This window comes from Streptomyces sp. NBC_01306, assembly GCF_026340465.1.
GTDB lineage: Bacteria > Actinomycetota > Actinomycetes > Streptomycetales > Streptomycetaceae > Streptomyces.
Window position 1 is genome coordinate 3,721,626 of the sequence record NZ_JAPEPC010000001.1, and the last position, 25,493, is coordinate 3,747,118.

Below are 25,493 nucleotides of genomic sequence, written 5' to 3' on the forward strand. Positions count from 1 at the left end.
AGAAACGAGAGGATTATGACAGAGACCTGGCCACCCGACGGACTGATCGGGGGATCCACCACCGTCACCCTGCGGCTAAGCATGTTCGGCCCGGAGCGGTACCGGTGCCCGGCGTCCGACGTGCTGAAGGCACGCGGGATGCGGCCTCGCGTACGGACCGCCTGGAAACCTGAGGTGCTGGATCCGTTCCCCAACGGCCCGTTCATGGCTGCGGCCGACGAGCTCGATCGGCCAGCGGACGAATCGTCGTCGAACCCGCCGAGCGGAGGTCGACAGCGTCCGCTGCACGATGGGGTGCGCCAATGGACCGAGCATGCGCTACTGATGTACCGGAAGGCTTTTCCCACCGACTCGGAACCGAATTCGGCCCTGCGCCTCGCTCCCAGCCCCTGGGTCTACAAGCATCGGCGAGCGGCCGGCGACGGTCAGGCCGCCGTGGAATACCGGATCACGGCTTGGGGTCGCTGCTTGGAATCCCCCGACGGTCGCCGGCGAGAGCTGCGCCTGCCGGTGGTCAAGCGCCTCCGTACGCGCAGCGACACAGAGCGCGCGATAGCCGCCCTTGTCGCGGCCGAAGGGAACCCTGATCCACGACTGGAAGAAGTCAGGGTCGTTCAGTTCGCCCTGTCCGACGGTCACACGGCTCCGATCTTCGAAGGCAGCCGGGCCGAGGCACTGACCTTGTACCGGAAGGACGGGGCGCCCGCTGTCCGCGCTCTGCTCGGCAGCCAGGAATACCGCCCTGGTACCGCCTGCGCCTCGTGTGCTATCGCGCCAGTGTGCCCGACGCTTCCGAAGACCGCGGGCTTACTGGGGACGGCCGACCGAAGTCAGCCGCGGCGCAGTTGGTCCTCGACCACCGGGCGTGGCCACCAGAGTTGCCCGGCCCGCGGCTACCTGCGCGGTCTGCGGCTCCCGGCTGATGACACCGTGGAGCGGGGCGCCGCTGCCGAGCGTGGGCGGGCGTTGCACGCCTTCCTCGCCGAGCGGCACGACCGGCAGTCGCGCACGCCCTGCACACCTGAGATCCCGACGGACTGGGTGCCCGAGGGGTACCGGCTCCCCGATGAGGAGCGGCAGCTTGGTGCCGATCTGCTGCGGCACCATGCCGAGGTCTGCCCGCTGCACACGGCCGAACCGAAGTCGGAGATCCGGATCGAGCCCAGGATGGCCTTCGACGACACCGCAGCCGACCTGCTCGTCCTGGCGGAACCCGACCTGCTCTACAGAAGCGAGGGTTCATGGGTCTGGCGGGAGACTAAAACTTCTGCCAGTGACCGGCCTCGCCGCGACCTCATGGCTGCCTACCCTCAGCTGGCCCTGGCCGTGAAGATCATTGGCAGCGGCGTACTTTCCGGCCCGCAGGCCCGGGGGCGGGTCGAACTGGAGCTGCTGCGCCCCGCCGGAGCCGATCTGCGCACCATCGATCCCTTCGCACCCGCGACCCTTGCCGTCGCCGAAGCGGTGCTGCGCGAACAGGTCGAAGGCTGGCATACGGAGACGCTGTTCGAGGCAGTGCCCGGCCCGGAGTGTGCCCACTGCGAGGTGGCGAGGTGGTGCTCGGTGCGGCAGTCGCAGCAAGTGGGCTCAGAGGAGGGCCAGTGACCGAGGACAGACAGGCCATTGCTCTGCTGGCCGCAGTGGCCCGTGGCGTGCTCGAACTGACCTCGATCAACCGGGCCGCGGCACTCCGGCTCCCTTACCCACCAGGAGTTCAACTTGTCTTGGATCAAATGGTGTTGTCGGGAATGACCCGCAGTCATCCGATTCCCGCCGGAGTACCGGACCTGATGCGTTGGTGTCGAGAACGAGGGCCGGAAGAATGGGTGCCAGGGTTACCGGACGAATTCCTGACCGTTGGCACCCGCCTGATTCACCCCGAGGCGGGTGAGCCTACGCGGACCTGCGTCGAGCTGGCCTCCCTCGGCCCGTACGGTGTGCCGGAGCGGGAAACCGAAACACTGCTCGCCGAACTCGCCGCTGCCTGCGGCACCGTGGAGCGATTCGTGGTGTGCCGAGACTTCCTCATCGACCGGCCGGTCATGCTCCGTCCTGATCCGATGCAGCTGATGCAGCCGGCCGTGGCTCAGGTCTGGAATCTGGTCAAGGGACTCTACGGTCCTGTGCCCGACCGCTTCTCGGACGCCGGGCTGGTGCACTGCTGTCGCGATTGTGGGCTGCTCGCCAAGTACGCCACGGCCGGGCGCCCTTGGTGTGAGGGTGGCTGTTCATCCGGAGACCGTGAACTCGAAACGTCCCAGGATTCCCAGTCGGCCCTTGCTCTTCCCTTCGCGCTCCGGCTTTTCCTGGCACTTCCCGGGCGCACCGAGCAGACAGTCCGCTCCCGGCTCACAGATCAGGTCCAGCTGCTCCCACTGGGTCTGGGCGTCCATCGCGTCATCAGCCCGGACGGAACTCTCCGGGTCTTCCAGGTCTATGACCGAGAACAGCCGGGCCTGGCCGCTCTGCGGGCGGCGGAGGTCGCCACGCTGCTCGACGGACCCCTGGACATCGTGATGCCGGACGCCATGGCAGGGCGCCCCGGATGTCGCCGACGCTTCAACCTTGCCCTACCGGTGGGAGCTCAGGTGCGCCTTGTGGCCGCGAGCGATTTCACAACACCGGGACCAGCCCATCGATCGAGGGGGAACCGTGCGTAGTACTTCCCAGTCCCTGCGCGAGGTGGTCGTCCCACTGTCGGATGCCGCCCCGAAGATGAAGACTGCCCGGCTCGTCTCCTTGTGCGAGATCGAGGTGGGGCTCCTCCTCCAAGAGACATTCGCGGCAGAAGCGCCGGCAGAAGACGCCTGGACACTGTTCAGCGGGTACCCGTTCGCACGGGCTTGGCGAGCCGTCGATGCTGTTGGCGAGCGGACTCTCCGCACAGCCCGGCACACGGTGTGGACCTGGGGTCGGCGTAGGGCGTGGACCGAGGCACTCCAGGATTACCAACTGCTCGACCGGCAGCTCAGAGGCTATGAGGTCGCCGACCTGAGTCTTCCAGCCGTCCGTCGGCGTTCGCTATCGGTGGCGCCGGACCGCTGGGACGCCTACGAACGGCTGCTGCGCGAGGCACCTGCTTTCGCCGGACGGCCCATGGTGATCGCGGCGGCCGGGCGGCACACCTTCCCGATCGGACGGCATCAGGCCACCGTTCAGCTGCCCGAGTCAGCCCTTCCCTCACCGGTCGAACATGATTTCGCGACACTGCCGGCGAACGGCGGTAAGCCACTGTCCTTCCTGTGGGGCGACCTGCTGGAGACAGCGGCGTTCATGGATTCCGTGAAGTCCGAGAACTGGGCAGGGCGGCTTGGGGCGGTCCACCTCTTCACCCGCCAGGCGGACGAGTTCCGGTGCGCGGACCGCTTTGAGGTGCGACGGATCCAGCACCTGCTGGGCATCGTCGGCGCCGGTAAGAGCACCCTGCGAGACGTGCTGGCGGTGCACATGGCCCAGCAGGGCATGCGGGCGACCATCGTCGTCGGGGACGTCGCGGAACAACTCAAGATGGTGGAGCGGTACAACACATACGTGCCCCGGTCTGCCGCGCCGGTTCTTGGTGCTTCGGGCCGCCAGCGGCACGCTGAGCGACTGCACCGGCGGTTGGCTGGCCGTGGCAGACGCAACCTGCTCGCGCACGACGATCCGGCGTTCGCATACCTGAGCACGTCCTGCGCTCTGAATGCACTCCGATACGCAGAGGGGCAGCTCGCCGACGATCTGCTGGGATTCGGGGAGGCGCCTTGCGCCCGATTGCAGAAGCCCAGCCGCCGCGATCCCGCCGGTGACCTCTGGGAACGGCGGCAGTTGGCCTGTCCTTTCTGGTCCGCCTGTCCCCGCCACCACGGAGCCCGAGAGCTGGTCGGCGCGGCCCTATGGGTTGCCACACCGTCCAGCCTGGTGGATTCCAAGGTGCCGCACCCGCAGAACCCGGAACGCGTCCGGTACCTCGAACTCGCCTGTCGGCGCAGTGACCTGGTGATCATCGATGAGGCGGACCGGGTCCAGATGCAGTTGGACCGGATGTTCGCGCCGGCCATCCCGCTGATCGGCGGTGGCTCCGACACACGGTCCTTCCTGCACGATGTCAACCAGCACCGTATCCGTGAGTTGGCCGGTGCCGGCGGGATCCAGTTGTCCGACCGCGACGTGGAGAACTGGTCGGCGGCCGTCAACACCACGCAGACCGCCGCCGACCGCCTGGTGGCCATGCTCGTCCGCGATGTGGAACTGCGGAACTGGGTCAGAACTGGGTACTTCAGCGCGTGGACGCTCCAACTCCGCCTGATGGAGGAGCGGTATCCGCTCCCGGAAGATCGTGAGGGGACGCCGGCCGAGGCATTGGGACCCGCGGTCGGACATCGGCACCGGGCTCCGCGGCTTCGACTCACCGAGATCCTCGACGCCTTCCGGGAGAACCCGTTCGGCGACCGGCAGCGATACACCGAGGATGGCGTGGAACTCACCGCCTTGCTGGGCGAACTCCTGCACACCAACCGGCGCGAAACAACCCGCGAGCGGCTGGAGGGGATGGTATGCCGCCTTTTCGCCCTCGATCCGCTGCTGGAGCCCACGGCCGAAGCCTCCGAGCAGTACGAGGAGCTGCGCCACCTCGCGGCCGCCGAGCGGCCCCGGCCGCCGCAGCCTCCTGGAAAGAGCCGCAAGAAGGCCAGGCGGCTGAAGAAGGAACCCCTTCCGGAGAACTCTGACGACTGGCTCAAGCTGCTCGTGACCCGCTTCGAGTTCACCATGCTCCTCAGCGCCCTGGAGCCCAGACTTGCCCTGATCAACGCCATGTGGCCGCGTGTCGCGTCAGCGCTCAACCTGGGTTTCAACGAGATGTACCGCAGGCCGCTCGACTACGGACCCATGGTGCCCGAGGCACCGATGGGCAATGTGATCGGCTTCCAGTTCCTGATGGACAGCCCGGATCACGGTGGAGTGCGCACCGGGGAACTGAGGTTCTTCCGGTGCAGCGGGGTCGGCCGGGAACTACTTCGGGAGATGCCCGACCTGCCGACGGTGGATGGTCGCCCCGGTACCAACGTCCTGTTGATGTCGGGTAGCAGTTGGGCAGGCAAGTCCAGCCGCTATCACATTCCGGTGGACATAGGCGTGATCATCGAGCCAGGCCCGGAGGACCTGGACCGGATCGCCGAACAGAGTCAGTTCCGCTTCGAGTTCATCCGCAGCGGCTGCGGATGCCGCGCGGGCTGCACCTGCGATGGACAGTACGAGGCGCAGCGACTCTCCGGCGAGCCACTCGATCAACGGCAGGAGATCCTGCGCCGGATGGCCGTTGCCCTCGGCGACGAAGACGCCGGAATCAGCCGTCTTCGGGAGGAGTTACAGCGCCTTCCGGAGAGCCGCCGCCACATCCTGCTGCTCGTCGGCAGCTATGAGGAATCCAAAGTCGTGGCGGACACCCTGCACACCCTCAATAGGCGGTGGAAGGACAGGGTCCGCCGGCTGGTGTCGGACGACGATCTCGAGGCCGGCGTTTTGGGGGAGGGCGACGAGCACCACGCGCCCATCCTGCGCCGTGGCGACGTCGAGACGCTGGCCAGTACCCGCGCCGAGATCCTGGTGGCGCCGCTACTAGCTGTCGAGCGCGGACACAACATCCTCGACCTAGACCGCGAGCACGCCGCGATCGGGTCGATCTACTTCCTCGCCCGACCCAACCCGCGCCCCGACGACCTCGGCCTCGCGGTACACGCGATCAACGACTGGATTGTGCGAGCCATGAGGGGCGGGGCGTTCGACGAATGGGTACGAAGTGAGCCCAGCCTCGGTCTCGGTGCCCGCAAGGTCAGGGATCTCGCTCGATCTCAGTGGTACCGGGTGCTCGCCCGGAGCATGGCATGGAGTTCCCTCGGAGATGACCGGGAAGCGATCACCTGGGACCTGCTCGTACTGATCTGGCAGGTGATCGGCCGTTCCGTGCGTGGTGCGGTGCCTACCAGGGTCGCCTTTGTCGACGCCGCATTCTCCCCTCATCTGGCCGCTGGAGGGGCGTCCCAGGAACCGGACACTCCCAAGAGCAGCCTCCTGCACAGCATCCACTCCGTCCTTGAGCCCTACTTCACCCCCGGGGCCGACGTGCCTGCCGACGATCGTCACATCGTCCGGGCGCTCTACCGCCCGATGTGGACAGCCCTCGACCGCTGCCTCCATCCATCCCTCAATGAAAGGAACACCGCGTGTATCACCTGATCAGTACCACAGCCTATGAACCGGATGTGGACAGGAAACCCTGGGCTGAGCAGTACCGGGTCATCAGCTTCCCCGAAGAGTGGCGGGCCGAGTTCATGGATCTCTACCGGCGACGATGGCGCCGCCGGGAACAGCCGGCGGCCTTGCCGATCAGCAAGCTCAACGACCTACTCCGAGCCACCGCTCCGGGCCTGGTGGCCACGGGCAGGGGGGCCGGCAGCAACGCCGAGGTCCCGTGGTTCTATGCGTCCGAGGAGATGCCCGCGGAGCTGATCTCTCCGCTGCTGGCCTCCTGGGTGATTTCCCTGCCGCCCGGCACCGATCCCGACCCTGAGCGCATGGCCGACCACCGGGCAGCCCTCGACCGGGCCCTTGCACTGATCGACGACCACACCCCGCAGTGGCGCACTGAGTCGGTGGACCTCACGGCTGCGGATCACTCTCCGGGCGGCACCGCCCAACCCGACCGCAGGCTCTATCAACTGCTGCCCGAGCGGATCGGTGCCAGGCTTGCCTCCTCCCCACTTCGCCTCAACGGCGTCGACCTGTCCTTCCGGCTGGTCACCCGCGACCAAGGAGTTGAGCTGGTCAGCTGGCCACCACGGTCGTACGCGAAGGGAAAACGCACATGGTTCTACTCAGGACTGGTGACCGTCACCGTTCAGACGGTGCCCTTCGCCCCACGGTTCCGCGTGCATGTCTCATACGGGATCCGTCGCTGGGCCACAGGATCGCCCGTATGGCTGCCGGAAGGGCATGGTGCGACCGTACTGCTCGACGCGCCGCTGCCGTGGCCAGGTGTCCACGGCCCGCGCCGCCGGCTCACAGCCAATTCCCTTGCCTACGACCGCAGCCTCGGGATGCTCGCCTGGAGTCGGCAGAGTCTGGTCGGCCTGCTGCCCGAACTGGACGTGACGCGCGCCTACCCCAAGCCGTCTGATCTGGTTGCCGAACCGGTCGGGTGGATCGAAGGACAGAACGGGGTTGCGGCCGGCATCCTGCACAGCACCGCGATGGGGCGGCATGGTGTCGGCGCCGGGCTCATGCCGTTGGAACGCTCGCTGCTCGACCACTGGGTCGAGGAAGGCATCAGCCCCTTCCTGCGCCGGGTACCCGAGCTTGAACGCGTGCACCGGAAGTCCAAGCCCGTCCTGCTGCCCACCTCCCCGACGAAAGACCAGGCGGAGCAGGAGAAGCGGACCCGGAACCGAATCCAAGCCCGCCGGGACGCGGTGCGCGCGACCCTCGACGGGCGGCCGCTGTTGGTGGACGTGCTCTGGCAGACCGAGGAGACCCGGGACGCTTTGGTCGCGGCACTTCGTGAGTGGCTGGGCCTCTCTGCCGGATCCTGCGGAGTTGATGGTGAACACGACTGGCAGGACGGCGAGCTGCGAGTCAGATTGCGTACCCGTCCGCTCGGGACCCTGGGCGCCCCACTCGAGGTCATCCGGAAGTCCGGCCACAAACGAGCGCAGGCGCTCGCTCAGGCCGTACGGGAGCGCGCTGCACGGACGGCTGGCCACTTCGTCCCCCCATCGGCCTCGGAAGGGCTGGTCATCGTGGAGACGCTCGGTCCCGAGCGCTTCCCAGTCCGGGACTCCGATCCCAAGTCTGCACTCCGGCTCGGTTGCGCCGTGGCCCGTCGAGTCAGCCAGTTCATCGTGGTTCCGGAAGACTCTGACGGGGCCGTGGCCCATCGCGCCAAGTCCGCCGTAGCCGACGGGATGCGCCAACTCGGTGCTGTGGTACCACCGGACCAGCGGCTGGACGACAAGCTGGCGGATGGCCTTCAGTACCTGGCGCTCTGGTACGTCCGGTGCCAGGCAGACGGTCCGACCCGACAGGCGGGACAGCGCTTGGTTGCTCTCCGCATCCGGCCACGCGATCCTGTACATCCGGTGTGTGGCTGGGACGACACCCGCAAAAAGTGGCTCCCATACGCCCGCCTATTGCTTGTCCTCGCTGCTGACGAGTTCACGTCGGACCACCCGACGCAGACCCGATCAGCCCGGGCCTTCTACACCCAGGATGAGCGGCGTGACGAGGTCGAGCGCCAGGTCAGGTCACTGCTCTACCAAGTACGCGATCGACCGACCCTGCTCCTGGTAAACAGCGGCAACCTACGCGGGGTATGGCCCGGCCTGAACAACGGACAACTGGTCAGGGACATTGTGACTTTGCACGGGGAACAGCTGACGCGGCTCGCGCTCTATGGAGGCGGCTTGCGAGCGGTGTTGATTCGGGACGCCAACAGTCGCGGCGAGACGCCCGAGTGGTATGCGCCCGGCGAGACCGACGAGGAGCCGCCAGGGTTCTCCGCTGGCCTCTGGGCCGCCCGAGAGGCGAGCCCGGACAACCGTGTGTTCGTCAGCACCGTCGGTAAACCGCCGACGGCAGGCACGGTGCGGCGCGACCTACGCAAACTGGTACCCGACAAGGACTGGCCCCACGGCCCTGCGGCTACGGCCTGGAATCCACAGGCATTGGAACTCACCGTGCTGGGATGTCTGTCGGAGGCAGCTCTGGCTGCGGGGGGGGGAGCCCCGGCGCGACGCCAGAACGACCCGCAGTAATTGCGGCAGCCGTCCACCAGCTGCGCTTCCACGACGAGTACCACCCGCTTGCCCGGCCGCTCCCGCTGCACCTGGCGAAACTCGCCGAGGAGTACTTCCTACCACTGGCTCCAGCCGCGGCAACCGAGCAGGTCGACGAATAGACGTTGCTGAACCGGAGGTGCCGTGCTAGCCCTCCTTGTGCCCATTGCCGCACAGAATCGCTGCTCTGGCTGCCCAAGCCAGAATGCTCTGCCCTCGCATTGATAGCCCGAGTCGATTCCAGTGAAAGATCACGTGGTAGCTGAGCACCTGTCGCAGCCCGCGGTCGAGTGTTCCGTCTCGAACGCCGTCGGCGAGGGCTTGGCCGGCGTTGTGAAATGCGGCGACCCACTCGGCGACAGGTTCCAGTGGGCCCCCGGGGCGCAGCAGGACGTCACTGTCGGCGAGAAGCAGAGGACGGATCTCCTGGACTCGGGCGTCGAGCTGTTCCGGCGGAACGTCGCTGACGGCCGAGCGGTGCTCCGTCGTAATGACGCGGTCCCAGACATCGCCCTGCTCGTACCACTCCAGTCGGGCGGCGCGCATCATGATCGTGCACAGGAGGACGGACAGTTCCCTGGGCCCGACGGTGAGATCGTCGTGCTGGCGCAACAGCTGGATCTCTCGGCTATCGGTGACGAACAGGGCGTGCGCGGCCGTCATGCTGGCCTTCCCGCCGAACGCTGGAGTCTCCGGTTCGTAGATGCCGGGCCACCAGCGCTGAAGGTGTCCGTCGGAGACGAGGCGGTCGAAGCCGTCCCCGATCGTCAGCTTGGCGCCGCCCGCAGGCTGGACCCGGAGGCGCAGCCGCCAGCAGGGGTGCTTTCTGGTGTACCACCAGCCGTCGATCGCGTCGGCGGCTTCCGCCTCGCGCAGGATGGGCAGGACATGCGTGGCGAAAGTGCTGTCGGCGTACGACCAGTCCGTGAAGTGAAGGTACGTCTGCCACCAGTCAGTGGTGGCCGCGTGGCGGACTAGGGCTTCCCGGCCGGCCTGGTCGTAGACCGCGACTGCGTCGGAGAGGACCACGGGGTCCATCCGGTACTGGCGCGCTGCGTCGCGGAGCGGCAGGCCGGTCAGGACGGCGAGGACGGCGTGCTGTGTCGGGCTCGGCTCACTTGCCTGAATCAGTTGATCAAGAGACATGCGTCCCATCCAGTGCTCGGTGCCTGCTTCGAGGCGAACGTGGTGAGGGCGAGTGCGGTGCCGGCCGCACCGTTGATCAGGCCGGGAGTCGAGGAGGTGCTGGGCTGACCGGAGGCGGTGAGGGCGTGACCAAGACGGTCCGGGAGGATACGCAGCCGTGGGTCGAGCGCGTCTGCGGCTGCGCGGTGAGCGGTCTGGTAGATGCCCGCCCATCGCCCATCCGTGGCAGAGACCACTGTCGGTGACCAGGGTGAGTTGCGCGGGATCGGACAAGGCCCGGTACAGGGCGTCCTCGTAGAAGTTCTGGAGTGTGGGTGAGCGCAGGGCGATCCCCGCGAGTTGCCCTGCCCGTGCGATGCCCGTTGTGCCGTAACACCAGCTCGGACGGGCGGGGGCGTCGTGATGAGGTTGGCCGCGGTCGTGGTCGCGCCGGGAGATGTGCTCTGGCCACCAGGGGCCGTAATTGCCGTGCTGGCACCAGGCGTCGAGGTGAGCGCAGATTGTGAACATGGCGTCCTGGTGACCACGGACGGTGATGCCTCGGCGCATGGCCTGGGCCAGGAGGAGAAGTGGGCCAGTAATGCCGTGGGCCGCGCCGAAGTTGCCGTGCCCGCCCGGGAAGTGGGGCGACTCGCCGCGCGCCGGGTCATGGCGGACCCACCAGCCGGGCAGTCCGCGCCCGTCAGCGGCGAGCGGCCGGGTAAGGACGACGAGGTACTGCAAGATCCTCTCCAGGGCTGGGCCCTCGGGCTCGGTGCGCAGGAGGTAGGCGCCGATCCCGGTGAGGCCGTAGAAGAGGTCGTATTCCGCGAAGCTCGGCACGTCTCCCCTGCCGATGCGGGCGAGCGCGGCGTCCACGCGGCGGTGGGCGAGGCCGGTGATGTGCTGGTGCAGGGTCGTGCGCGCCGAGGCATACAGATACCGGTACGCCGGGGGAACGGCGGTGAGGACGAAGCCGACGGCCGGGGCGCCGAGGAACAGGCCGCCTGGTCGGCCGCGCTGATGGGGCCGGAGGCCGCACTCGTGATCCACCGGTGGGCGGAACGCCAGGAGCCGCCGTACCTGCTGGCGATCTCCATGTGTAGCAGGCTGATTCCGGCAGCGCCGTCGGCGAGCGACTGCACCGCCCAGGGCTCCTCCGGGGGCGGGGGAGGAGGCTCAGCCAAATCAGCTGTGTACTGCTCCAAGATTGTTGCGGCGGTGGTTGCCAGCGTGGTCATCGGTCCGCCATCCGGTGCTGGAGGGCGGCTGTTCGCGCGAGTCGAATCGTCGTCTCCTCGGTGCGCGGATCGACGCCAAGAGCTCGGACATGGTGCAGGTGCAACAGCGACCGGGCGACGTCGAGCGGATTACGTTCACTGACCAATGCGGTCCGGTAGAAGTCCACGGCGGAGGCGCGGGCTCGCCACGCTTCGGTGACCTGCCTGCCCCCGGGGAGGGACGCGAGCGCAGAGACACCGTTCGGCCCGGTGAGTTCGAGCACCTGGCCGCGCAGGGTCCGGTCCAACCGTCCTGTGCCCTGGGGGAGGTTGCCCACCAGCCACTCTTCGGCCGCCGCAGCGTTCGGTGCCAGGGGAGTGACGAGGTACAGGGCGCTGGCGGCGGCGAGGGCCTGTGGGGCGAAGGCATCGGTGCGCTCGGCGAGCTGGATCTGCGCAAGGGCGGCGGCGGAGTCCGCAGCGAACGCCTGGTGCGCGGCGTCCATGGCTGGCCCAAGGCCGAAGCGTCCGGTCTGCGGCTGGTATGGGGCTAGGGCGAGTCCGGACGCGAGCCCCATCGCGTGCAGGCCGTCGGCCCAGGCGCGGACGTGCTGTGCGCCGACTCCGTACGAGTCCGGCGACAGGAGCAGGATGAGGTCGAGGTGTTGGTCGGCGTCCGGCCGGGCCATCTCCCGGTGCCGGGTGAACCACCAAGTCGGTGGCTCCTCCCCGAACGCGGTGAGCAGGCGGGGGAGCTGGTGGCTCAGGATCTCGTCGTAGCGGCGCGGATGGGCGTGGAGCTGTGCGTGAAGAACGTCGCTGCCGCCCGGCAGATGCCGCTGGGCGCCCGGCGACGTAGTGGAGCGCGGCCGGGGCACGTACGCGGTGTCCGGCTCGGAACGGCCCAGCGAGAGCCAGATCTCGTGTGCCCGTCCGATCCAGCCGTGGGCGTCTGCGTCCGGTACCTCGCGCAGCTCCACGCGCCGGGCGTTGTCGAGGTGGGCGCGCAGGACCCGGAGGTGGACCGGGTGGGACAGGTCGAGCGGGAGGCGCTGGTCGTACTCGATGACGGCGACCTGCGTCGGGACCCGCAGCCGGTCCCGCCACGCGGTGAAGGCGTCCGCCCACTCCTGCCTCGGGGCTTTCCGGCCGGGCAGGTCTTCCGCCATCAGTAGCCATCGCGCCTGCGTGAGGATGGTGCGGCGGTAGCGCACCCGAGGGAGGAACGGGAGCCGGGAACCGGCGCCGAAGTCGAACGGTTTGTAGGCGGCGTACCGTCCGGTGGCCACCTCTGCCAGGAACCGGGCCAGCGGCGGGGTCTGGGTTCCGCCTTCCAGAGCATGCAACACCCGTACGTCGATGCGCCGGCCGGTAGAGAGCTGCACGAGATGGAAACTGCGCGGGTCGGCGGTGACGGCGATGTCGGCGAGTTGGATCGTCGTCTCGTCGCGCTCCTGGTGGCCGGAGAGCTCGATGATGTGCGGCAGCAGTCGCGATGTGCGGGTGACGTTCTCGTTGCGGTGCCGACGCGGTGGGAACACGAGCTGCGCCGCGAGGCGGTCCGGTGCCCCGCGATAGCTGGTGGCGAGGGCGTCTTGGTGCTCGGGCGGCAGGACGTGGGCGAACCGGCCCGCCATGCTGCTGCCGGGGCGGGGCACCGCCGTGAGCAGGAGGTCGAACGTGCCGCTGGACAGCGCCCGGGTGCTGGGGGCGTGGATCTCGAAGGCGGCCTCCACTCGGGGCACGAACAGCCGCTCGTCCGTTCCGGCGGCCTTCTCCAGGGCATGGACCATGTCGTCGGTCAGCCGCAGTTCGTCGCGGCCGTCGAGGAGGACTTGCTGCATCAGCGAGAGCAGCAGTTCGTCGCGGTCGGTGCGCACCTTCAGGGAGGCTCCGCGTTCGGAGCCGATGTATCCGGCGGGCAGCCCGAGGCCGCTGTCGGCAACCAGCTCCATCACCGGCACCAGGGCGCCGACGCCGTACCGGGCCCGAAACCGGCGGTGGTAGTCGCGCCAGTGCTGATAGCCGTAGGGCTGCGGGGTGGTCCGGTAGAGGGCTGACACGGCTGCCTGCGCTTCCGCGATCACGGTCTGCGGGAGCTGGGTCTCGCAGTCGAGGGCGGTGTCAATGAGCAACGGTGTCGGGGTGACGGCGGTGAGGGCGCGCATCCGTGTGGCGAGGGCGCTCACGCTGATGTCGGAGAGTGTCGGCTGGTGGGCGGATACCTCGTCGCGCAGCGCGTACAGCTCGTGGACCAGGTCCCGCACGTCGGGGATGCTGTCCGCGTCGTGCTGTTCCAGTTCGTGGCACAGGTGCTGGAGGGGGTCCACGGTGGTCATGGGTGCCCACAGGCTGGTGATGAGGAACTGCTGCTCGACCAGGCCGGTGAGAAGCGCGTCGATCTGCTCCGGTGTGGCCTGCGGGAAGCTGTCGCGCAGGTGGCCGTACAAGGCGCCGTAAGGGATGGGCGAGCGGGCGGCGCCCATGACGGCGGCCACCGGCCGGGTATTGCGGACGGATATCTCGACCGGGGCCAGCAGGACGGCATGCCCATCGGAGGGCGGGCCCGGAGCCACGAGCCGATCGCCCCGCGTGCGGGCTGCGTTGTTGGCGACGAGCGGGAGTCGCGCCAGTAACGCGGGGATGCGCTGGAGCCGGAGGACCATGTCGGTGACCCATTCAGAGTCCGGCCGGATCAGCACGCGGTGCTTGTCGCGCCACCGCGCGCTTGCCCTGGGCCCGATCGTCACCGGAGCGGTGCCGGCGAACAGGCCCAGCGGGGTCGGCCGGTGTTGCCACCGCAAGAGGTAGGAGACCGTCGACACCGCGGTGCGGCGGACGTGACGGGGCTCGGACTGCCGGCCTTGGACGACTGCTTCGACGGCGTCGGACAGGACGGGGGTGGCCAGCTCCACCGCGTTGCGGAAGTCATCGCACTCCCAGATGCGGTTCAGCCACCCGCGAGTGACGGCCACGTTGTCCAGGTCGAGGGTACGGGGGATGTCTGCCTGCCCGGGGCTGGTGGTGGCGCGCAGCATGGCAGCGCCCTGCCATCGGTAGTCGGCGACTGCTCGGGAAACCATGGGCCCTCCGTCTCACGGGGCGGGTGAGGAGCCGGTGGGCCGAGCGGAGCACTTCTCTCGGCCCACCGGCAGGGAACGGCCTGGATCAGGCCGGGTCCTCCGTGAAGGAGCCGCAGGCGGAGGCGCCGGTCGCGCAGGTCGTGCCGCAGCCGTCGCCCGTGGAGCACATGAGCTTGCCGTACGCGTGCTCGGCGATGACGACCTTCACGTCCAGGGGGGGGCGAAGTCGTCGTCCAGGCCCGCCAGCGGGGCGGGAGGGGCCAGAGTGGCGCTCGTCATGTTCGTGCCTTTCTTCTTGGTGTCCGGATGGTGTGGAACAACCTGGCTTCCGGCGTTACGCCGAGGGCCAGGAGAGCGAGACCCGGCTGTGCACCTTGTCGATGACCCGGTCGGCCGGGATCTGGTCATCAAAGGTGTTGGCCGGATAGACCCGGATGACCGGGCTGGGGCCCCCGCGCCGGCTGGCCTCCCAGTCGCGAAGCACGTCGGCGACCTGGTCGGCGAACTGCTTCGCGTTCGGGCCGAGGGTGTGCACGCCGTATTCGATGTGCTTGTTGTCATCGGTTCGGCGGGTGACGAGGTAGGCGAAGGTGTCGTCCTCGACGGCGGCGAGGGCGAACCGCTTGTTCACGGGGGTGACCAGGCCCGTGTCCAGGTCCTCGTCGACGGCCATCGTGCAGAAGCCGGGCAGGCTGATGGCCATGGCCATCTGGAGGGTGTCGATGAGTTCCGAGAGGCCGATGACGACGCCTGTCCACAGCTCGTGGCGCGGATACGTGACCGCGTTGTCCAGTCGGTGTGGGGCGGCCGGTAGCCCGTCATCGAACTTCAGTCCGATCTCCGGTGTGCCGTTGACGAGAAGAAGTTCTTCCCGGTGGGCTGTCGAGCCCTGCATCGGGACGAAGCCGCAGATGAGCGCCGACACGCTCTCCAGGTACGGGCCGTGTTCGCCCGTGATCTGGGTAAAGGCGACCGACCGGGTCAGGCCACGCATCCGCAGCGGCACCACAAGTCGACCGCCCTGCTTGAGCTGCGCGGTCCACGCCGGAGCGATGTCCCAGGCCCCGGCAGTCACCATGACGACGTCGACCTCGCCGAGCTCCGGAATGGGCTCGGTGGCGTCGGCGGTAAGGACGCGTACCCGGTCGTAGCCGTGCTCGTTCAGGAGCCGGTGCGCCCGCTCGGTGACTACGGGGTCGATGTCCACGGTGACGACCTCGCCGTGCTCGCCCACGAGCTCGGCGAGGTAGGCGGCGTTCAGCCCGCCCGAACCGATCTCCAACACGCGCATGCCGGGCTTCACCTGGGCCTGCTCCAGCATCATCGCCTGGATCTGCGGGGCGGAGACGGAGCTGAGCTGCACACCGTGCTCGTCCGTCTTGGTGATCACTGCCGCGTACGTGTCGTACGCCTTGTCCAGCGGGGTGTCGGGAATGAACGCGTGCCGAGGCACCTTGCGCATGACGGCTTCGATCTCCGAGGAGGAGATGTCGCCGCCTGCGCGCAACTCGTCCACCACCTTGTTCCGGAGACGGGTCGCTTCGTCGGGCTCGACGGTCGTGTTCGTCATGGACTTCCTTCAGTCGTGCGTATGGGGGATGCAGGCCGGCGGTCGCGTGCCGGATGGGTCGGGTAATCCAGGGGAGAGCGCGCTCGGTTCTCGTCGGCTGACCGACAGGGCCGCGCTGGACGGAGAGCTGGGAGGTCCACGCCCGCGGAGGGCTGCCCAGCGGGCCGGTTCGTGTCGACCAGCCCGCTGGGTGGCTCGCGGGTGGCAAGGGGCGTGCGTCACTCGATCTCCTTGATGTAGCGAGCCTCGATCAACACTTCGATCAGGTCAGCGGTCACGAAGGCGAGACGGCGGGCGAGTCCGACGGCCTGCCGATAGCCAGCCGGAGTGGGCTCCTCCAGCAGAGGAACTCCTCGCTCGACAAGGCGGGTCATCTCAGCACTGGGCGGGAAGCTGTCGTCAGCCACCGTGATGTCGCTGAGCTGCTTCAGGTGTCTGCGGAGGCGGCCGAGCAGGGCGACAGCCGTTGCAACAGGTGGCGGCTGACTGCCGATCGCCGCGTCGAGGTCGTCGAAGACCTCCTCGATGTCGAGGGGTTCCCACGCCCGGAACCGCTCCAGCACGAGCCGTAAACCGTCCGCGTCGAGCGGTGGCGTCCACTCCTGGGCTGGAGGTTTCGGAGCCACTGCCGTGCTCACTGCTCCCTCCCCGCCGGCGTCTCGACCACAGCCCAGGTGACCTTGCCCCACGGGTGCGTGTCGTAGCCCCACCGGGCGCTCATCGCCGCGACCAGACTCAGACCCCGGCCGCTCTCAGCGTTCAGGTCGGCCGTTTTCAGATGGGGAGCGTCGTGCGAGCGGTCGGAGACTCCGATGCGGACGGCACCGTTGCTCGGTCGCTCGATGTGGATTCGCGACACCGGGGTCTCGGTGTGCTCGACGGCGTTGGCCAGCAGTTCAGTGACGATGATCTTTCCCCAGCCGGTCACGTCGTCGTCCATGCCCCAGACCGCCAGCACCTGGGAGATGAAAGCGCGGGCGAGGCTCACGGACTCACGTACGCAGGGCACCTCTGCGGCGTAACCCGGGGAGCCGATCGCATTCGGTTGAGCGACGGTCATGGTCACGAGGTCTTTCCCTCCGGCTGGGGTTCCCGGTGCGGACAAGCAAGGCAGGACCGGGCTTTCCTCCGTGCCGCCGCACCGAACTCGGCTTGGCGACCGATGACCAGTCAACGAGCGACGAGCGCAGCGCAACAGGAAGAGTCCCGGATCCGTACACGCCACCAACCGGAAGACTTTGCGTTTCCATTACCCGAGCTCTAGGTGTCAGCGTGACGGTGGAGCTACGTTCGGTGCATGGGAGGAAATCTCGTTCTTCAGGACCGACTTGATCAACTCGGTCTGACGCAGGAGGAGTTGGCGGCACGCCTGAACGCCGCGCTACAGGAGATCACCGGTCGGCCTGGCGACATCTCCTCCCGGACGGTGCGCAACCTGCTCAACGGATCAAGCCGACGCCCAATCGGACGCACTTGCGCTGCACTTGAGCGTGTGTTCGGCTGCCCCGTGGCGGACTTAGGGTTCAGCGCACCCAGCTCCATGCAACATCCCCCGGAGGGCCCCGTGCGGCGTCGCGACTTCATCGCTTCCACTACCGGGACGGCAGCCGCAGTCGTTCCCGTGGTCAAGCAACGTCGGTCGGTGGGCATGTCGGACGTGGCCCGAGCATCGGCCGGCATGAACCAGCTCGTGGAGGCCGACGACCGTCAAGGCGGGCACGCCTCCCTGGCGACCGCAGCCCTCGAAGCTCGCGCAAAGGTGCTGGAGCTTCAGCAGCGGAATGCCAGCGAACGTGTACGCCGTGCCCTGTACGCGCTCGCGGCCGAGTTCACCACCGTCGCTGCCTGGTCATGCATCGACCTACGTGACCTGGACAAGGCCCGGACGTACCTGCACGAGTCGTCCACGTTCGCCGGCCTCTCCCAGGACCCGCCCACGGCCATGCGCGTGTGGGTCAACATGGCCATGCTCGCCTACCAGCGGAAGAACTGGCCGGAACAGCTCGCGGCAGCTCAGGCGGCCAACGCCTCCCCAGCCGCCCGCCGAGACCCGTTCTTCGGCTCCATGGGCCGCGTCCGCCTCGCGCTCGCCCACTCGTCGCTGGGAGACCTGCGAGCCGCTCGCCGGTCCCTGGGCGCAGCGCAGGAGAACTACCGGAAGGCGGCCGAGGACGAGCGTCCTCGATGGACCGCGTTCTACGGGCCGGCGGAACTCAACCACCTCGCGGCGATCATCCTCAACCACAACGGGGAGCCCGCCGAAGCCGAGGTGATGGCTCACCGGTCCCTGGCCAAGATCCCGGCGGAGTTCCAGCGCAACCGCGCGCTGGCCACCTGCCAGCTCGCCCTGGCGCAACTCCGCCAGGGCGAGCCCGAGCAGGCTACGGCGACCGCGGGCACCGTCTTCACGATCATGGAGGGCGCTCCACTGCCGGGGCGCATGCGCACCCTGATCGGAGACTTCCACCGAGACCTGTTCCGGCTGGCGCCGTCGACGACGTACGCCCGCGACTGGGCAGACCGCATGCGAGATGAATGGAGCCGAACGTGACCAGGGTGATCGACCTGCGGCACTACGGACAGGGAAGCCTCCCCGAGGGCTTCAAGCAGATGCTGATCGACGTGCACGCCGACGCCTACGCCGACGCGATGGACAACGAGTTCAACCAGCGGTTCCCGTGGTTCGTCGATCACTGGTCAGGAATGGACGGCTTCACCTGCGTCGTCGCCTTCGACGGTGACGACCCGACCGGCTTCGCGTACGGCGCCCCGCTCCAGCCGGGCCGTGAGTGGTGGCGTTCCACGGCGTTCGCGCCGAACAACGGCTACACCGCGACCTACGCAGTCTCCGAGGTCATGGTGCGCCCGCAGTGGCGGAGGCAAGGGATCTCGGAGCGGCTCCACGAAGCCCTGCTGAAGGAACGCGGCGAAGACCTTGCGGTGCTCTTGGTCGACGTGACGCACCCGAAGGTTCAGGACCTGTACGAGACGTGGGGCTACGAGAAGGCGGGTGAGCAGCAGCCCTTCGCTGACTCCCCGGTGTACGCGGTCATGGTGAAGAGGTTGCACCCGTGAGCCGCCCCGATCCGAGTCACCCACTTCCGGCCTTGCGTGCAGGTCCGGCTCGTGATCATGTCGGCCGCGGGCCGTGCCTGCACCCTCCTTATGCAGCGGCGGTCACCATCACGGGCGACGATCAGCACGGTTAGCCACTCGACCAGGGTATGAGGCAGGCCGAGTGAGGCAGGATAGGAAACCGACGAGGCTTCTAAGCTATTGGGGCGGTCGTCGAATACTTCTCTCAGTGGAACGGGAGCCTCATGCCTTTCGGTACCCTGACCGGTCCCCCGAGCAGTGGCCACTCTGAAAGAGAACGAAGGCCCTGCCCCGGCCCCCTACTGTTGTTCGCCGTGCAAATACGGGAAAAATAGCTAGCGACGCGTGCGCATCTACGTCACTCTGCCACTAGCAGGCATCGAGCCTTTTGGAGTCTACGTGGGCAAGGCAAGCAAGCGCAGGGCTGAATTGCGTCAGCCGCCGGTGTCAGAGCAGGAACAAGCGCGCAGGGAGAGGCGTCGCGCAAATAGGGCCGAACGACGTGGGGGTCGCCGGGGTTCCTCACTCTCCGAGTACGAGCGAATTGCGCAACAGGAGACTAGGCATGTGACCGAGTCCCTGATTGCTCGCCATAACAAGCGCATGATGAATCTTCCCGGGATCCCATCCAGCGCCATCCAACCTGTGATGTCAGCGTTGCTGTCTTTTGGTCTAATCGACATGATGCTGCGAAAATTTGGGGCGACTCAAGATCGGCATCCAGCCGATTACGGAGCATCATGGGTGGATCATTTGGCCTGGGGTGCTGATAGTGCATTTGTTGCCGCACGGCTCATTTTCAGTGGGCAGTTCGTGGGAGCGTCTGCTGTCTTGCGCTCACAGATGGAGAGATGGACCGAAAACGTAGCGTACAACTACGGCGTTAAACACATCTCTGGCGAGAGTTCGGCAGAATTCACCGCCCGTGCCTGGTCGCGTGGCCACGAAAAGTATCCGTCTGCGATAAAGCAAGAGTCTGACACGAATGTTGGATCCGAGATTTCCGAACTCGATTTCTGGGAGGATGAGCGGAGGTCCCTGGGATTTCAGGGGCCCTCGGTGATTGTCGGTAAGGACTATCAGGTATATCCGGGCACCCTAATGGAGCTGCTTTCAGAGCTCTTGCATGGTAGAGGTGACTTTATCAAGGTGTTGCGGTGGGACGCATGCGATCTTCTCGCCGATGAGCCGACGGAACTTGTTGAAGCTTCGCAATGGCTATCCGACGTCCTCATGTTGTACCTGCGGCAGATTCGGGTGTGCCTAGCGACCCTGGCAATGGAACAGGGGAAACCTGAGCTCGCTCCGGCTCTTTTCGCGCTTCCGGAACGTATTTACGCGGGAGGGGATGCCCCCATCCCGTCAAGCCTGTTTCCGCTGCTTCCGCAAACTGGACTCTCCCCGGACATTCTTGAGCGGATGCGGAGTGCGTCGTACGCCTACGAGGAAGTAATGAGGGGAAGGCGCCCGGCTGGACGGCTCTTCCGCGACGGCGAAATGGTTCACCTGCACTTCTATGAGCGTCGTGCGCGTGCGGGACGCTGGGCGTTGAAGGCGCTGGAAGAAGAAAAGGAGAAGCTGGGCGACGGCTTCAATATTGATGGTTTGGGTGGTCGCGACTCGACGAATGTGATGGCCACCGAGATGGCTGGTGTCTTGTCCTTGTGGCTTGGGGATTCACCCGAAGGGAATGCTGCGGCGATGTGTGCGTCGGCGCTTCGGACCGCCCACTGGCTGTGGCTTGAGGACGATGATCGATCGATGGCTGCCTTGCGGGTGGTTTTGGAGCAATGCGCTAGGCTTCGGGTGTGGGCCACTAAGCCGGAAAAGGCAGCTAAACTCGAACAATCTCTTTCATCCACACCCAAGGATTGGGTCAATGCGGCAGGGTGGCGCCGACTCGCTCCCCTCAATAGGGCGTTGGGGGAGTTTGCACACTTTCATGCGCGTATTCGCAGACAAGGTGCCTGGGAAATCCTTGTGGGCGTCCAATCGAATGGGGGATCGCCGGATTCGATTTACACGGCCCGGGGTCACATTCTCGAAACTATGACTGCCATGGTGATGGTGGAGTCAACCAGAAGCGTTGCCCGAATTTCGCCGGTGATGGAGAATGCCTTTCGTGAAATTACCGCAGACACCTTCACGGATCCCGATGAACTGCAAGCAAGGCTAGAGGAATTTCTTGATCGGGCAATGAGCCTGAAGGATGTTCCACGGGGTCCGTATGCCTTCCATGGCCCGGCGCAGGAGTCTGCCGAATAGATGGAATAGAGTTATCCGTGCTTCTGTAGGGCCTCTAATAAGTGAGTTCTTCCATGGTGGCCACTGATTGCGGGACTGGCCGACGTACCGCAACGCACGAGGCTTATGTGCCGTTGAGAGATATAGTCGACGATTCAACTCGGCCGCGTAGAAGCCTCGCGCAGAGCTCGTTATATTCCCAACCGCATGTCCGTTATTGCCGCCGCTGTCCCTGCCCCGGAGAGGAAACGCTGAAATAGCTCAGCGGAAGAGGGTTGAAGGTGCCGCTGTCGCGCCTCCTTACTGAAGCGCGGCAGCAAGTTCCCAGACTGAGGAAGGGCGATATCAGCGGCTTGGACGCTGGCGGCTCGCGACCGCTGGCTGCGGCTGTACGGCTGGAACGGTGGGTGCGTCCTTGTTCGTCGTCAGGTGGGTGCTGCGAGCACTGCGGCTTGCCGCGCTCCGAGCCCGCTGGCTGACTCGCTCGGCGGTGGCAGTCCGCAGGCGCCAGACCAGGACTTCGGCTGGCCGGTCCGCAGTGTCGAGTTCCCGTTGCCCGGACAAGTCGGCCAAGGTCTGGCGGGGCGGGGTGCCGGCGGACTCGGCTTGGGCGAGGGCAGTGGACAGCGCGGGCCAAGCCGGGTCGGCGAGGATGCGATGCGCGTGGTCGGGGATTGTGGCTCGGACGGCTGCGGCGAGCCGATCCTGTGCCTGGGGACTCGGGGCACGCGCGGCGAGCTGGGCGAGGGCCGGTCGGGCGGCATGCTGTTGGGCGGCTCGGAGGTGGACGAGGGACTGCTGGGCCGCTGCCGCCTGCTGCGCGTGACCACGCTGGGCGTGCCACTCGACGAGGGCGATGAGCAGGAATACGGCAGAGGTGAGCGCGGCGGCGACGAAGTCGCCGTCCCTGCCGGTCGACGAGGTCAGCAGCGTCCTTCCGGCCTGACGCAGAGCGTCGGCGGCTCGATGGTCGGCTCGGATGGCGGAGCGGTTGGCGCGGTTGAAGGCGATGGCTGCCGCTTGAATTTCTGCCCGGAGCTGGCGCGGCGCAGAGACTGCGGTGTTGTGCAACAGCTCGGCGAATGCCGCAGCCTGAGCCTGCACTTTGGCGTCGGCCTTATCGACTGCCGTTCCCTCGGTGGTCCCGGTGACGAGCATGTAGGCGGCGCACAGCTCCCCATCGGCTTGTCGCCAGGAGGCGCCTGCGTCCGTACGGCTTGTGTGCAACGCCGTGGCCTGCCCTGCAGCCTTGCCATCGGCCAAGCCGAAGCGCTCACGGAGCCGGTTTAGGGACAGGTCCGGAGCGAGTGCCGAGCCGCTGTAGAAGATGGGCTCGCCCTTGGCATCGGTGTCGTCAGCGGTGGAGAGGCTGTAGCCGGTGACCTCTCCGGTGACGGGACCGAGACGGGGGCGGACCTTGATCCCGAGAGACGTCAGTACGGCGAAGAACTCGTCCTCGTCGCGGGCTGCCGCCGCGGCGGCGTAGGCGTGCTCGCGAAGCCAGACCCGGGCTGTGTTCTTGCGGCCCTGTCGTTCGGCCTTGGCGACTTCCGGCCCGGACGGCGTCTTCGGCGCGGTCGCGTCTCCTGGCTTCAACCGACGCAGACCGAGTTCGGTCTCGATCCTGCGGCATTAGGCCTGGGCCCGTCGGCCGTCTCCCTTGTTGCGGGGGCGACGGCCGTCTTCGCGGACGCTGGTCGCCATGATGTGAATGTGGTCCTCGGCGTGCCGCACGGCGATCCACCTGCACGCGGCGTCGTCGCCGTGTTCGGCGATGCCCGTGGAGTGGACGATGCGGCGGGCGACCTCCGCCCACTCTTCGTCGGTGAGGTAACGGTCGCCAGGTGCGGTACGGACGGGGCAGTGCCACACGTGCTGCGGCACCTTCTTCCCCAGCCGCTGTTCGCGCAGCTTTACGGGTTGGTCGAGGTAGTCAGCCAGCTCGCTGAGGGCTCCGTGGTGCTGGTCGAGGGGAACACGGCCGGGGTCGTTGATGCCGAGCATCGCAAACGCGGCGACGATGTGCGGGTCAGTGTGCTCGTTACGGCGGCCGGGGCCGAAAAGGTAGGACAGGAGGCCACGGCTGCGGTCACCCGTGGAGACGTCAGGCACCACGGCGACCACCCCCAGCGAGGGCTTGGTCCAGCAGCAGGCGAGCGCGTTGGGCGACCTGGTGCAACTCGCTGAGGGTGTCTTCGGCTCGATCGGGCAGCTCGCCTTGGTGGACGGTGCGGACGAGCTGATTGAGGTTGTTCCCCACGCGTCCGAATTCCCTGACCAGCTTGCCGAACAGAACCATCAGGTCCTGGGTGGCATGCGGAGACGGGAGCGGAGCGACGCCTTCAGGACGGCGGTCGGACAGGTAGGCATGGGCGAAGGTGAGGGCGCAGTCCATGAGGTACGCCGAACGGGAACGCTTCGCCTTACGGGCGGCGAGGTCGATGAACGCACGCTCCGCCGGTTCGGCCGAGCAGGTCAGTTGCAGAGTGCGCTTGGTCCCGGAGCGGGGCCGGTAGAGCACCTCACTCAGGTGCCGGCGGCGCTCGGCGCCGGGCGCGATGTCGGCATGAACAGGGGCAGGGACATCGTTGGCGGCGACACCGTGCTGCATGAACACGTCGGCGTTCACGGTCGGCGCTTGATGTACGACAGGGGCGGCGGTTGGCTCGCTCGGCTCGGCGAGCGGCTGCTTGTCCTGGTGGAGGCCGCGCTCGGCCTCCTTGCCATCCTCGGTCCCGGCCCCTCGGGCCGGGGCCGGATCCGCCCCCGATGGGGCGGATCCGAGCGCGAAGTCCGCATCGCCCCCAGGCGATGTGGACTTCGCCCCAGCTCGCTCCGCTGTCCGTTGGAGGGTGTCTCCGTCAAAGCCTTGGTCGGACGTGGGCGGGTGCGCTGAGTGGTGACTACGGGGCGGCGAGGATTGGGAAGACGTGGCCTTGCGGGAGAACGGATTGCGACGCACGGGAGTCTGGAGGCTCCTCTCTGAGTGTGGTCTGGGGTGGATGGGGCGAGTGTCCGGGGACTCGACGGCTTGGCCCGGCCGGGCACCTCGTGTAGTGGACCGGGAAGCAGGCGCTGTCCGGAATCGGTTCGGTCCCGGACAGCGCCCTGCGATGCCGGTCAGCTGTCCGGGTGCGGACGGGCGTCGGCACTGTCCCGTACCAGCGCCATCGCTTCTGCAAGCCGACCGGTGCCGGCGCCGAGTCCGGCTTCGGTGATTGCCTTACGGGCGCTGTCGCGGGTCAGTCCGGAACTCCCTGGATGAGCGGCCCTGATGACGCGTGCCAGCTCGGTGATGGAAGCCATCGCGGGACGTCCGCCAAGGCTCGTCGCCCGAGGGCGACCGGAATCCCCCCGGGAGCTCTGGCCTGTGGCTTCTCGTCCCCGTCCGAGTTCGTCGTCGGCTTCGTCGCGATCGGCATCCTCGTCGAATCCGGTTTCGGACGAGCTTTCGTCGGCCGCGGCCAAGGGGGCGGTCTCCGTGGCCATGCGAGTGGACTGCTGCTGCCTGGGCCGAGCTGCCGTGGGCAGGTCCGCGCGGGCGGTGTACGGAACCCCGGCCGGTCGCTCTGGTACCGGTTGCGTACCGTCCTGATACTCAAGGGCGTTGGCGTCCAACGACGTTCGGACGGTGGAGGTACCGCTGTAGCGGGTGATCAGGATGTGCAGGTGGGTCGCTCCGGCAAGGGCGAGCGGTGCGATGGCAGATAGCACCGTGACGGTGCCGTCGCCCAGGCGGAGGGTGACTGCGCCGGGCCTGTTCAGGGCGAGGGCGTGCAGACCGTTGGCCCAGATGCTGGCGGCGGTCGCCGTGCTGAACAGTGTCCACGCATACAGCCGTGCGGGCATCGGCGCTTCGCGCAGGACCAGCAGGGCGCGGACGCCGTAAGCGATGAAGCCGTCGATCACTACAGGGAAGAGGTAGGCCAGTTGGTCGCGGATGTGCACGGCCGTGGCCATCTGTCGCAGCGCGTCGTAGGAGAGAGCGCATCCGGCGATGCCGAGCAGGATGATGGCGAGCCGGTCCCACCACGTGGCGCGGTGACGGCTGGCCGGTGCGGTGGGTATGGCGGAGTCGGGCATGGGCGTGGGGTTCCCCTCGGGGCATGGTGTGAAAGGTGGTGCGTGGTGATCCGTCTTGGCCGTCTTGCCGTTGAAGCAGCAGGTCAGAGGCAGTACGGCAGCCGGTGGCATGACGTCTCAGCGCCGTGCGCGACGTGTCCCTCCGATTGGTCACGATCGGCAGGCGGACACGTCGGTGGGCGGGCGCACCGGTAGTGCCGTGTTGTCGCTTCGAGTCCCAAGACGGATGGCAATCCGTCTTGGGACGCTGTGCCGTCTTGGC

At 67.3% G+C, this 25,493-nt stretch carries 17 protein-coding genes and 2 pseudogenes; 8 read left to right on the forward strand and 11 right to left on the reverse strand.

Going from position 1 to position 25,493, the window contains the following annotated elements; genetic code table 11:
* Positions 1 to 15: 15 nt before the first annotated feature.
* Genes OG385_RS16270 through OG385_RS37470 form a run of 5 tightly spaced genes read left to right on the forward strand, consistent with a single transcriptional unit; the run spans position 16 to position 8,932 of the window.
* On the forward strand, positions 16 to 1,605 hold the full coding sequence (locus OG385_RS16270; RefSeq protein WP_266855380.1) for a PD-(D/E)XK nuclease family protein: 1,590 nt from the start codon (positions 16 to 18) through the stop codon (positions 1,603 to 1,605).
* Entirely contained in the window at positions 1,602 to 2,660 is a 1,059-nt protein-coding gene (locus tag OG385_RS16275) for a hypothetical protein (protein ID WP_266855381.1), read from the forward strand. The genes OG385_RS16270 and OG385_RS16275 overlap by 4 nt, the downstream gene beginning before the upstream one ends.
* Positions 2,653 to 6,216 carry a hypothetical protein gene (locus tag OG385_RS16280; protein WP_266855382.1) on the forward strand — a complete coding sequence of 1,188 codons (3,564 nt, stop codon included), beginning with the start codon at positions 2,653 to 2,655 and terminating at the stop codon, positions 6,214 to 6,216. The genes OG385_RS16275 and OG385_RS16280 overlap by 8 nt, the downstream gene beginning before the upstream one ends.
* A complete protein-coding gene (locus tag OG385_RS16285) occupies positions 6,204 to 8,789 on the forward strand; it encodes a DUF3962 domain-containing protein (RefSeq protein ID WP_266855383.1) in 2,586 nt (861 codons plus the stop codon). The genes OG385_RS16280 and OG385_RS16285 overlap by 13 nt, the downstream gene beginning before the upstream one ends.
* Positions 8,720 to 8,932 (forward strand): RNaseH domain-containing protein, encoded by a 213-nt coding sequence (locus OG385_RS37470; protein WP_353963166.1) that lies wholly within the window; start codon positions 8,720 to 8,722, stop codon positions 8,930 to 8,932. Before OG385_RS16285 ends, OG385_RS37470 begins: the two co-directional genes overlap by 70 nt.
* Before the next feature lie 25 nt (positions 8,933 to 8,957).
* On the opposite strand, the gene OG385_RS16290 is transcribed toward OG385_RS37470, so the two are convergent.
* From OG385_RS16290 to OG385_RS16320, 7 genes and pseudogenes are all read right to left on the reverse strand, one after another.
* Positions 8,958 to 9,965: a thiopeptide-type bacteriocin biosynthesis protein gene (locus OG385_RS16290; RefSeq protein WP_323183772.1), complete on the reverse strand. Its 1,008-nt coding sequence runs from the start codon at positions 9,963 to 9,965 to the stop codon at positions 8,958 to 8,960.
* Positions 9,938 to 11,176: pseudogene (locus OG385_RS16295) on the reverse strand (lanthionine synthetase C family protein). The gene OG385_RS16290 and the pseudogene OG385_RS16295 overlap by 28 nt, the downstream one beginning before the upstream one ends.
* Complete coding sequence (locus OG385_RS16300; protein ID WP_266855385.1) at positions 11,173 to 14,238, reverse strand: lantibiotic dehydratase; 3,066 nt, start codon at positions 14,236 to 14,238, stop codon at positions 11,173 to 11,175. The pseudogene OG385_RS16295 and the gene OG385_RS16300 overlap by 4 nt, the downstream one beginning before the upstream one ends.
* An 85-nt stretch (positions 14,239 to 14,323) precedes the next feature.
* A pseudogene (locus OG385_RS16305) lies at positions 14,324 to 14,517 on the reverse strand (FxLD family lanthipeptide).
* 55 nt (positions 14,518 to 14,572) lie between these two features.
* On the reverse strand, positions 14,573 to 15,808 hold the full coding sequence (fxlM, locus tag OG385_RS16310; RefSeq protein WP_266855386.1) for a methyltransferase, FxLD system: 1,236 nt from the start codon (positions 15,806 to 15,808) through the stop codon (positions 14,573 to 14,575).
* 218 nt (positions 15,809 to 16,026) lie between these two features.
* A complete protein-coding gene (locus OG385_RS16315; RefSeq protein WP_237327006.1) occupies positions 16,027 to 16,446 on the reverse strand; it encodes a DUF6415 family natural product biosynthesis protein in 420 nt (139 codons plus the stop codon).
* A complete protein-coding gene (locus OG385_RS16320) occupies positions 16,443 to 16,868 on the reverse strand; it encodes an ATP-binding protein (protein WP_266855387.1) in 426 nt (141 codons plus the stop codon). Before OG385_RS16320 ends, OG385_RS16315 begins: the two co-directional genes overlap by 4 nt.
* Positions 16,869 to 17,486: 618 nt before the next feature.
* Here OG385_RS16320 and OG385_RS16330 point away from each other — a divergent pair.
* From OG385_RS16330 to OG385_RS16340, 3 genes are all read left to right on the forward strand, one after another.
* Positions 17,487 to 18,359 carry an XRE family transcriptional regulator gene (locus tag OG385_RS16330; protein ID WP_266860918.1) on the forward strand — a complete coding sequence of 291 codons (873 nt, stop codon included), beginning with the start codon at positions 17,487 to 17,489 and terminating at the stop codon, positions 18,357 to 18,359.
* On the forward strand, positions 18,356 to 18,883 hold the full coding sequence (locus OG385_RS16335) for a GNAT family N-acetyltransferase (RefSeq protein WP_266855388.1): 528 nt from the start codon (positions 18,356 to 18,358) through the stop codon (positions 18,881 to 18,883). Before OG385_RS16330 ends, OG385_RS16335 begins: the two co-directional genes overlap by 4 nt.
* A 588-nt stretch (positions 18,884 to 19,471) precedes the next feature.
* Entirely contained in the window at positions 19,472 to 21,169 is a 1,698-nt protein-coding gene (locus tag OG385_RS16340; protein WP_266855389.1) for a hypothetical protein, read from the forward strand.
* A 324-nt stretch (positions 21,170 to 21,493) separates the two neighbouring features.
* On the opposite strand, the gene OG385_RS16345 is transcribed toward OG385_RS16340, so the two are convergent.
* From OG385_RS16345 to OG385_RS16360, 4 genes are all read right to left on the reverse strand, one after another.
* Positions 21,494 to 22,744, reverse strand: a complete 1,251-nt coding sequence (locus OG385_RS16345) for a mobilization protein (protein WP_266855390.1) — start codon at positions 22,742 to 22,744, stop codon at positions 21,494 to 21,496.
* A 36-nt stretch (positions 22,745 to 22,780) separates the two neighbouring features.
* Positions 22,781 to 23,263, reverse strand: a complete 483-nt coding sequence (locus tag OG385_RS16350; protein WP_266855391.1) for a hypothetical protein — start codon at positions 23,261 to 23,263, stop codon at positions 22,781 to 22,783.
* Entirely contained in the window at positions 23,253 to 23,777 is a 525-nt protein-coding gene (mobC, locus tag OG385_RS16355) for a plasmid mobilization relaxosome protein MobC (protein WP_266855392.1), read from the reverse strand. Before mobC ends, OG385_RS16350 begins: the two co-directional genes overlap by 11 nt.
* A 491-nt stretch (positions 23,778 to 24,268) precedes the next feature.
* Entirely contained in the window at positions 24,269 to 25,231 is a 963-nt protein-coding gene (locus OG385_RS16360) for a DUF2637 domain-containing protein (protein WP_266855393.1), read from the reverse strand.
* Between the last annotated feature and the right edge of the window lie 262 nt (positions 25,232 to 25,493).

Coding starts and splice junctions, on each gene's coding strand:
- OG385_RS16300 (WP_266855385.1), bottom strand. CDS start 14,238: ATGGTTTCCCGAGCAGTCGCCGACTACCGATGGCAGGGCGCTGCCATG.
- OG385_RS16290 (WP_323183772.1), bottom strand. CDS start 9,965: ATGGGACGCATGTCTCTTGATCAACTGATTCAGGCAAGTGAGCCGAGC.
- OG385_RS37470 (WP_353963166.1), top strand. CDS start 8,720: ATGTCTGTCGGAGGCAGCTCTGGCTGCGGGGGGGGGAGCCCCGGCGCG.
- OG385_RS16330 (WP_266860918.1), top strand. CDS start 17,487: ATGAACCAGCTCGTGGAGGCCGACGACCGTCAAGGCGGGCACGCCTCC.
- fxlM (WP_266855386.1), bottom strand. CDS start 15,808: ATGACGAACACGACCGTCGAGCCCGACGAAGCGACCCGTCTCCGGAAC.
- OG385_RS16360 (WP_266855393.1), bottom strand. CDS start 25,231: ATGCCCGACTCCGCCATACCCACCGCACCGGCCAGCCGTCACCGCGCC.
- OG385_RS16320 (WP_266855387.1), bottom strand. CDS start 16,868: ATGACCGTCGCTCAACCGAATGCGATCGGCTCCCCGGGTTACGCCGCA.
- OG385_RS16270 (WP_266855380.1), top strand. CDS start 16: ATGACAGAGACCTGGCCACCCGACGGACTGATCGGGGGATCCACCACC.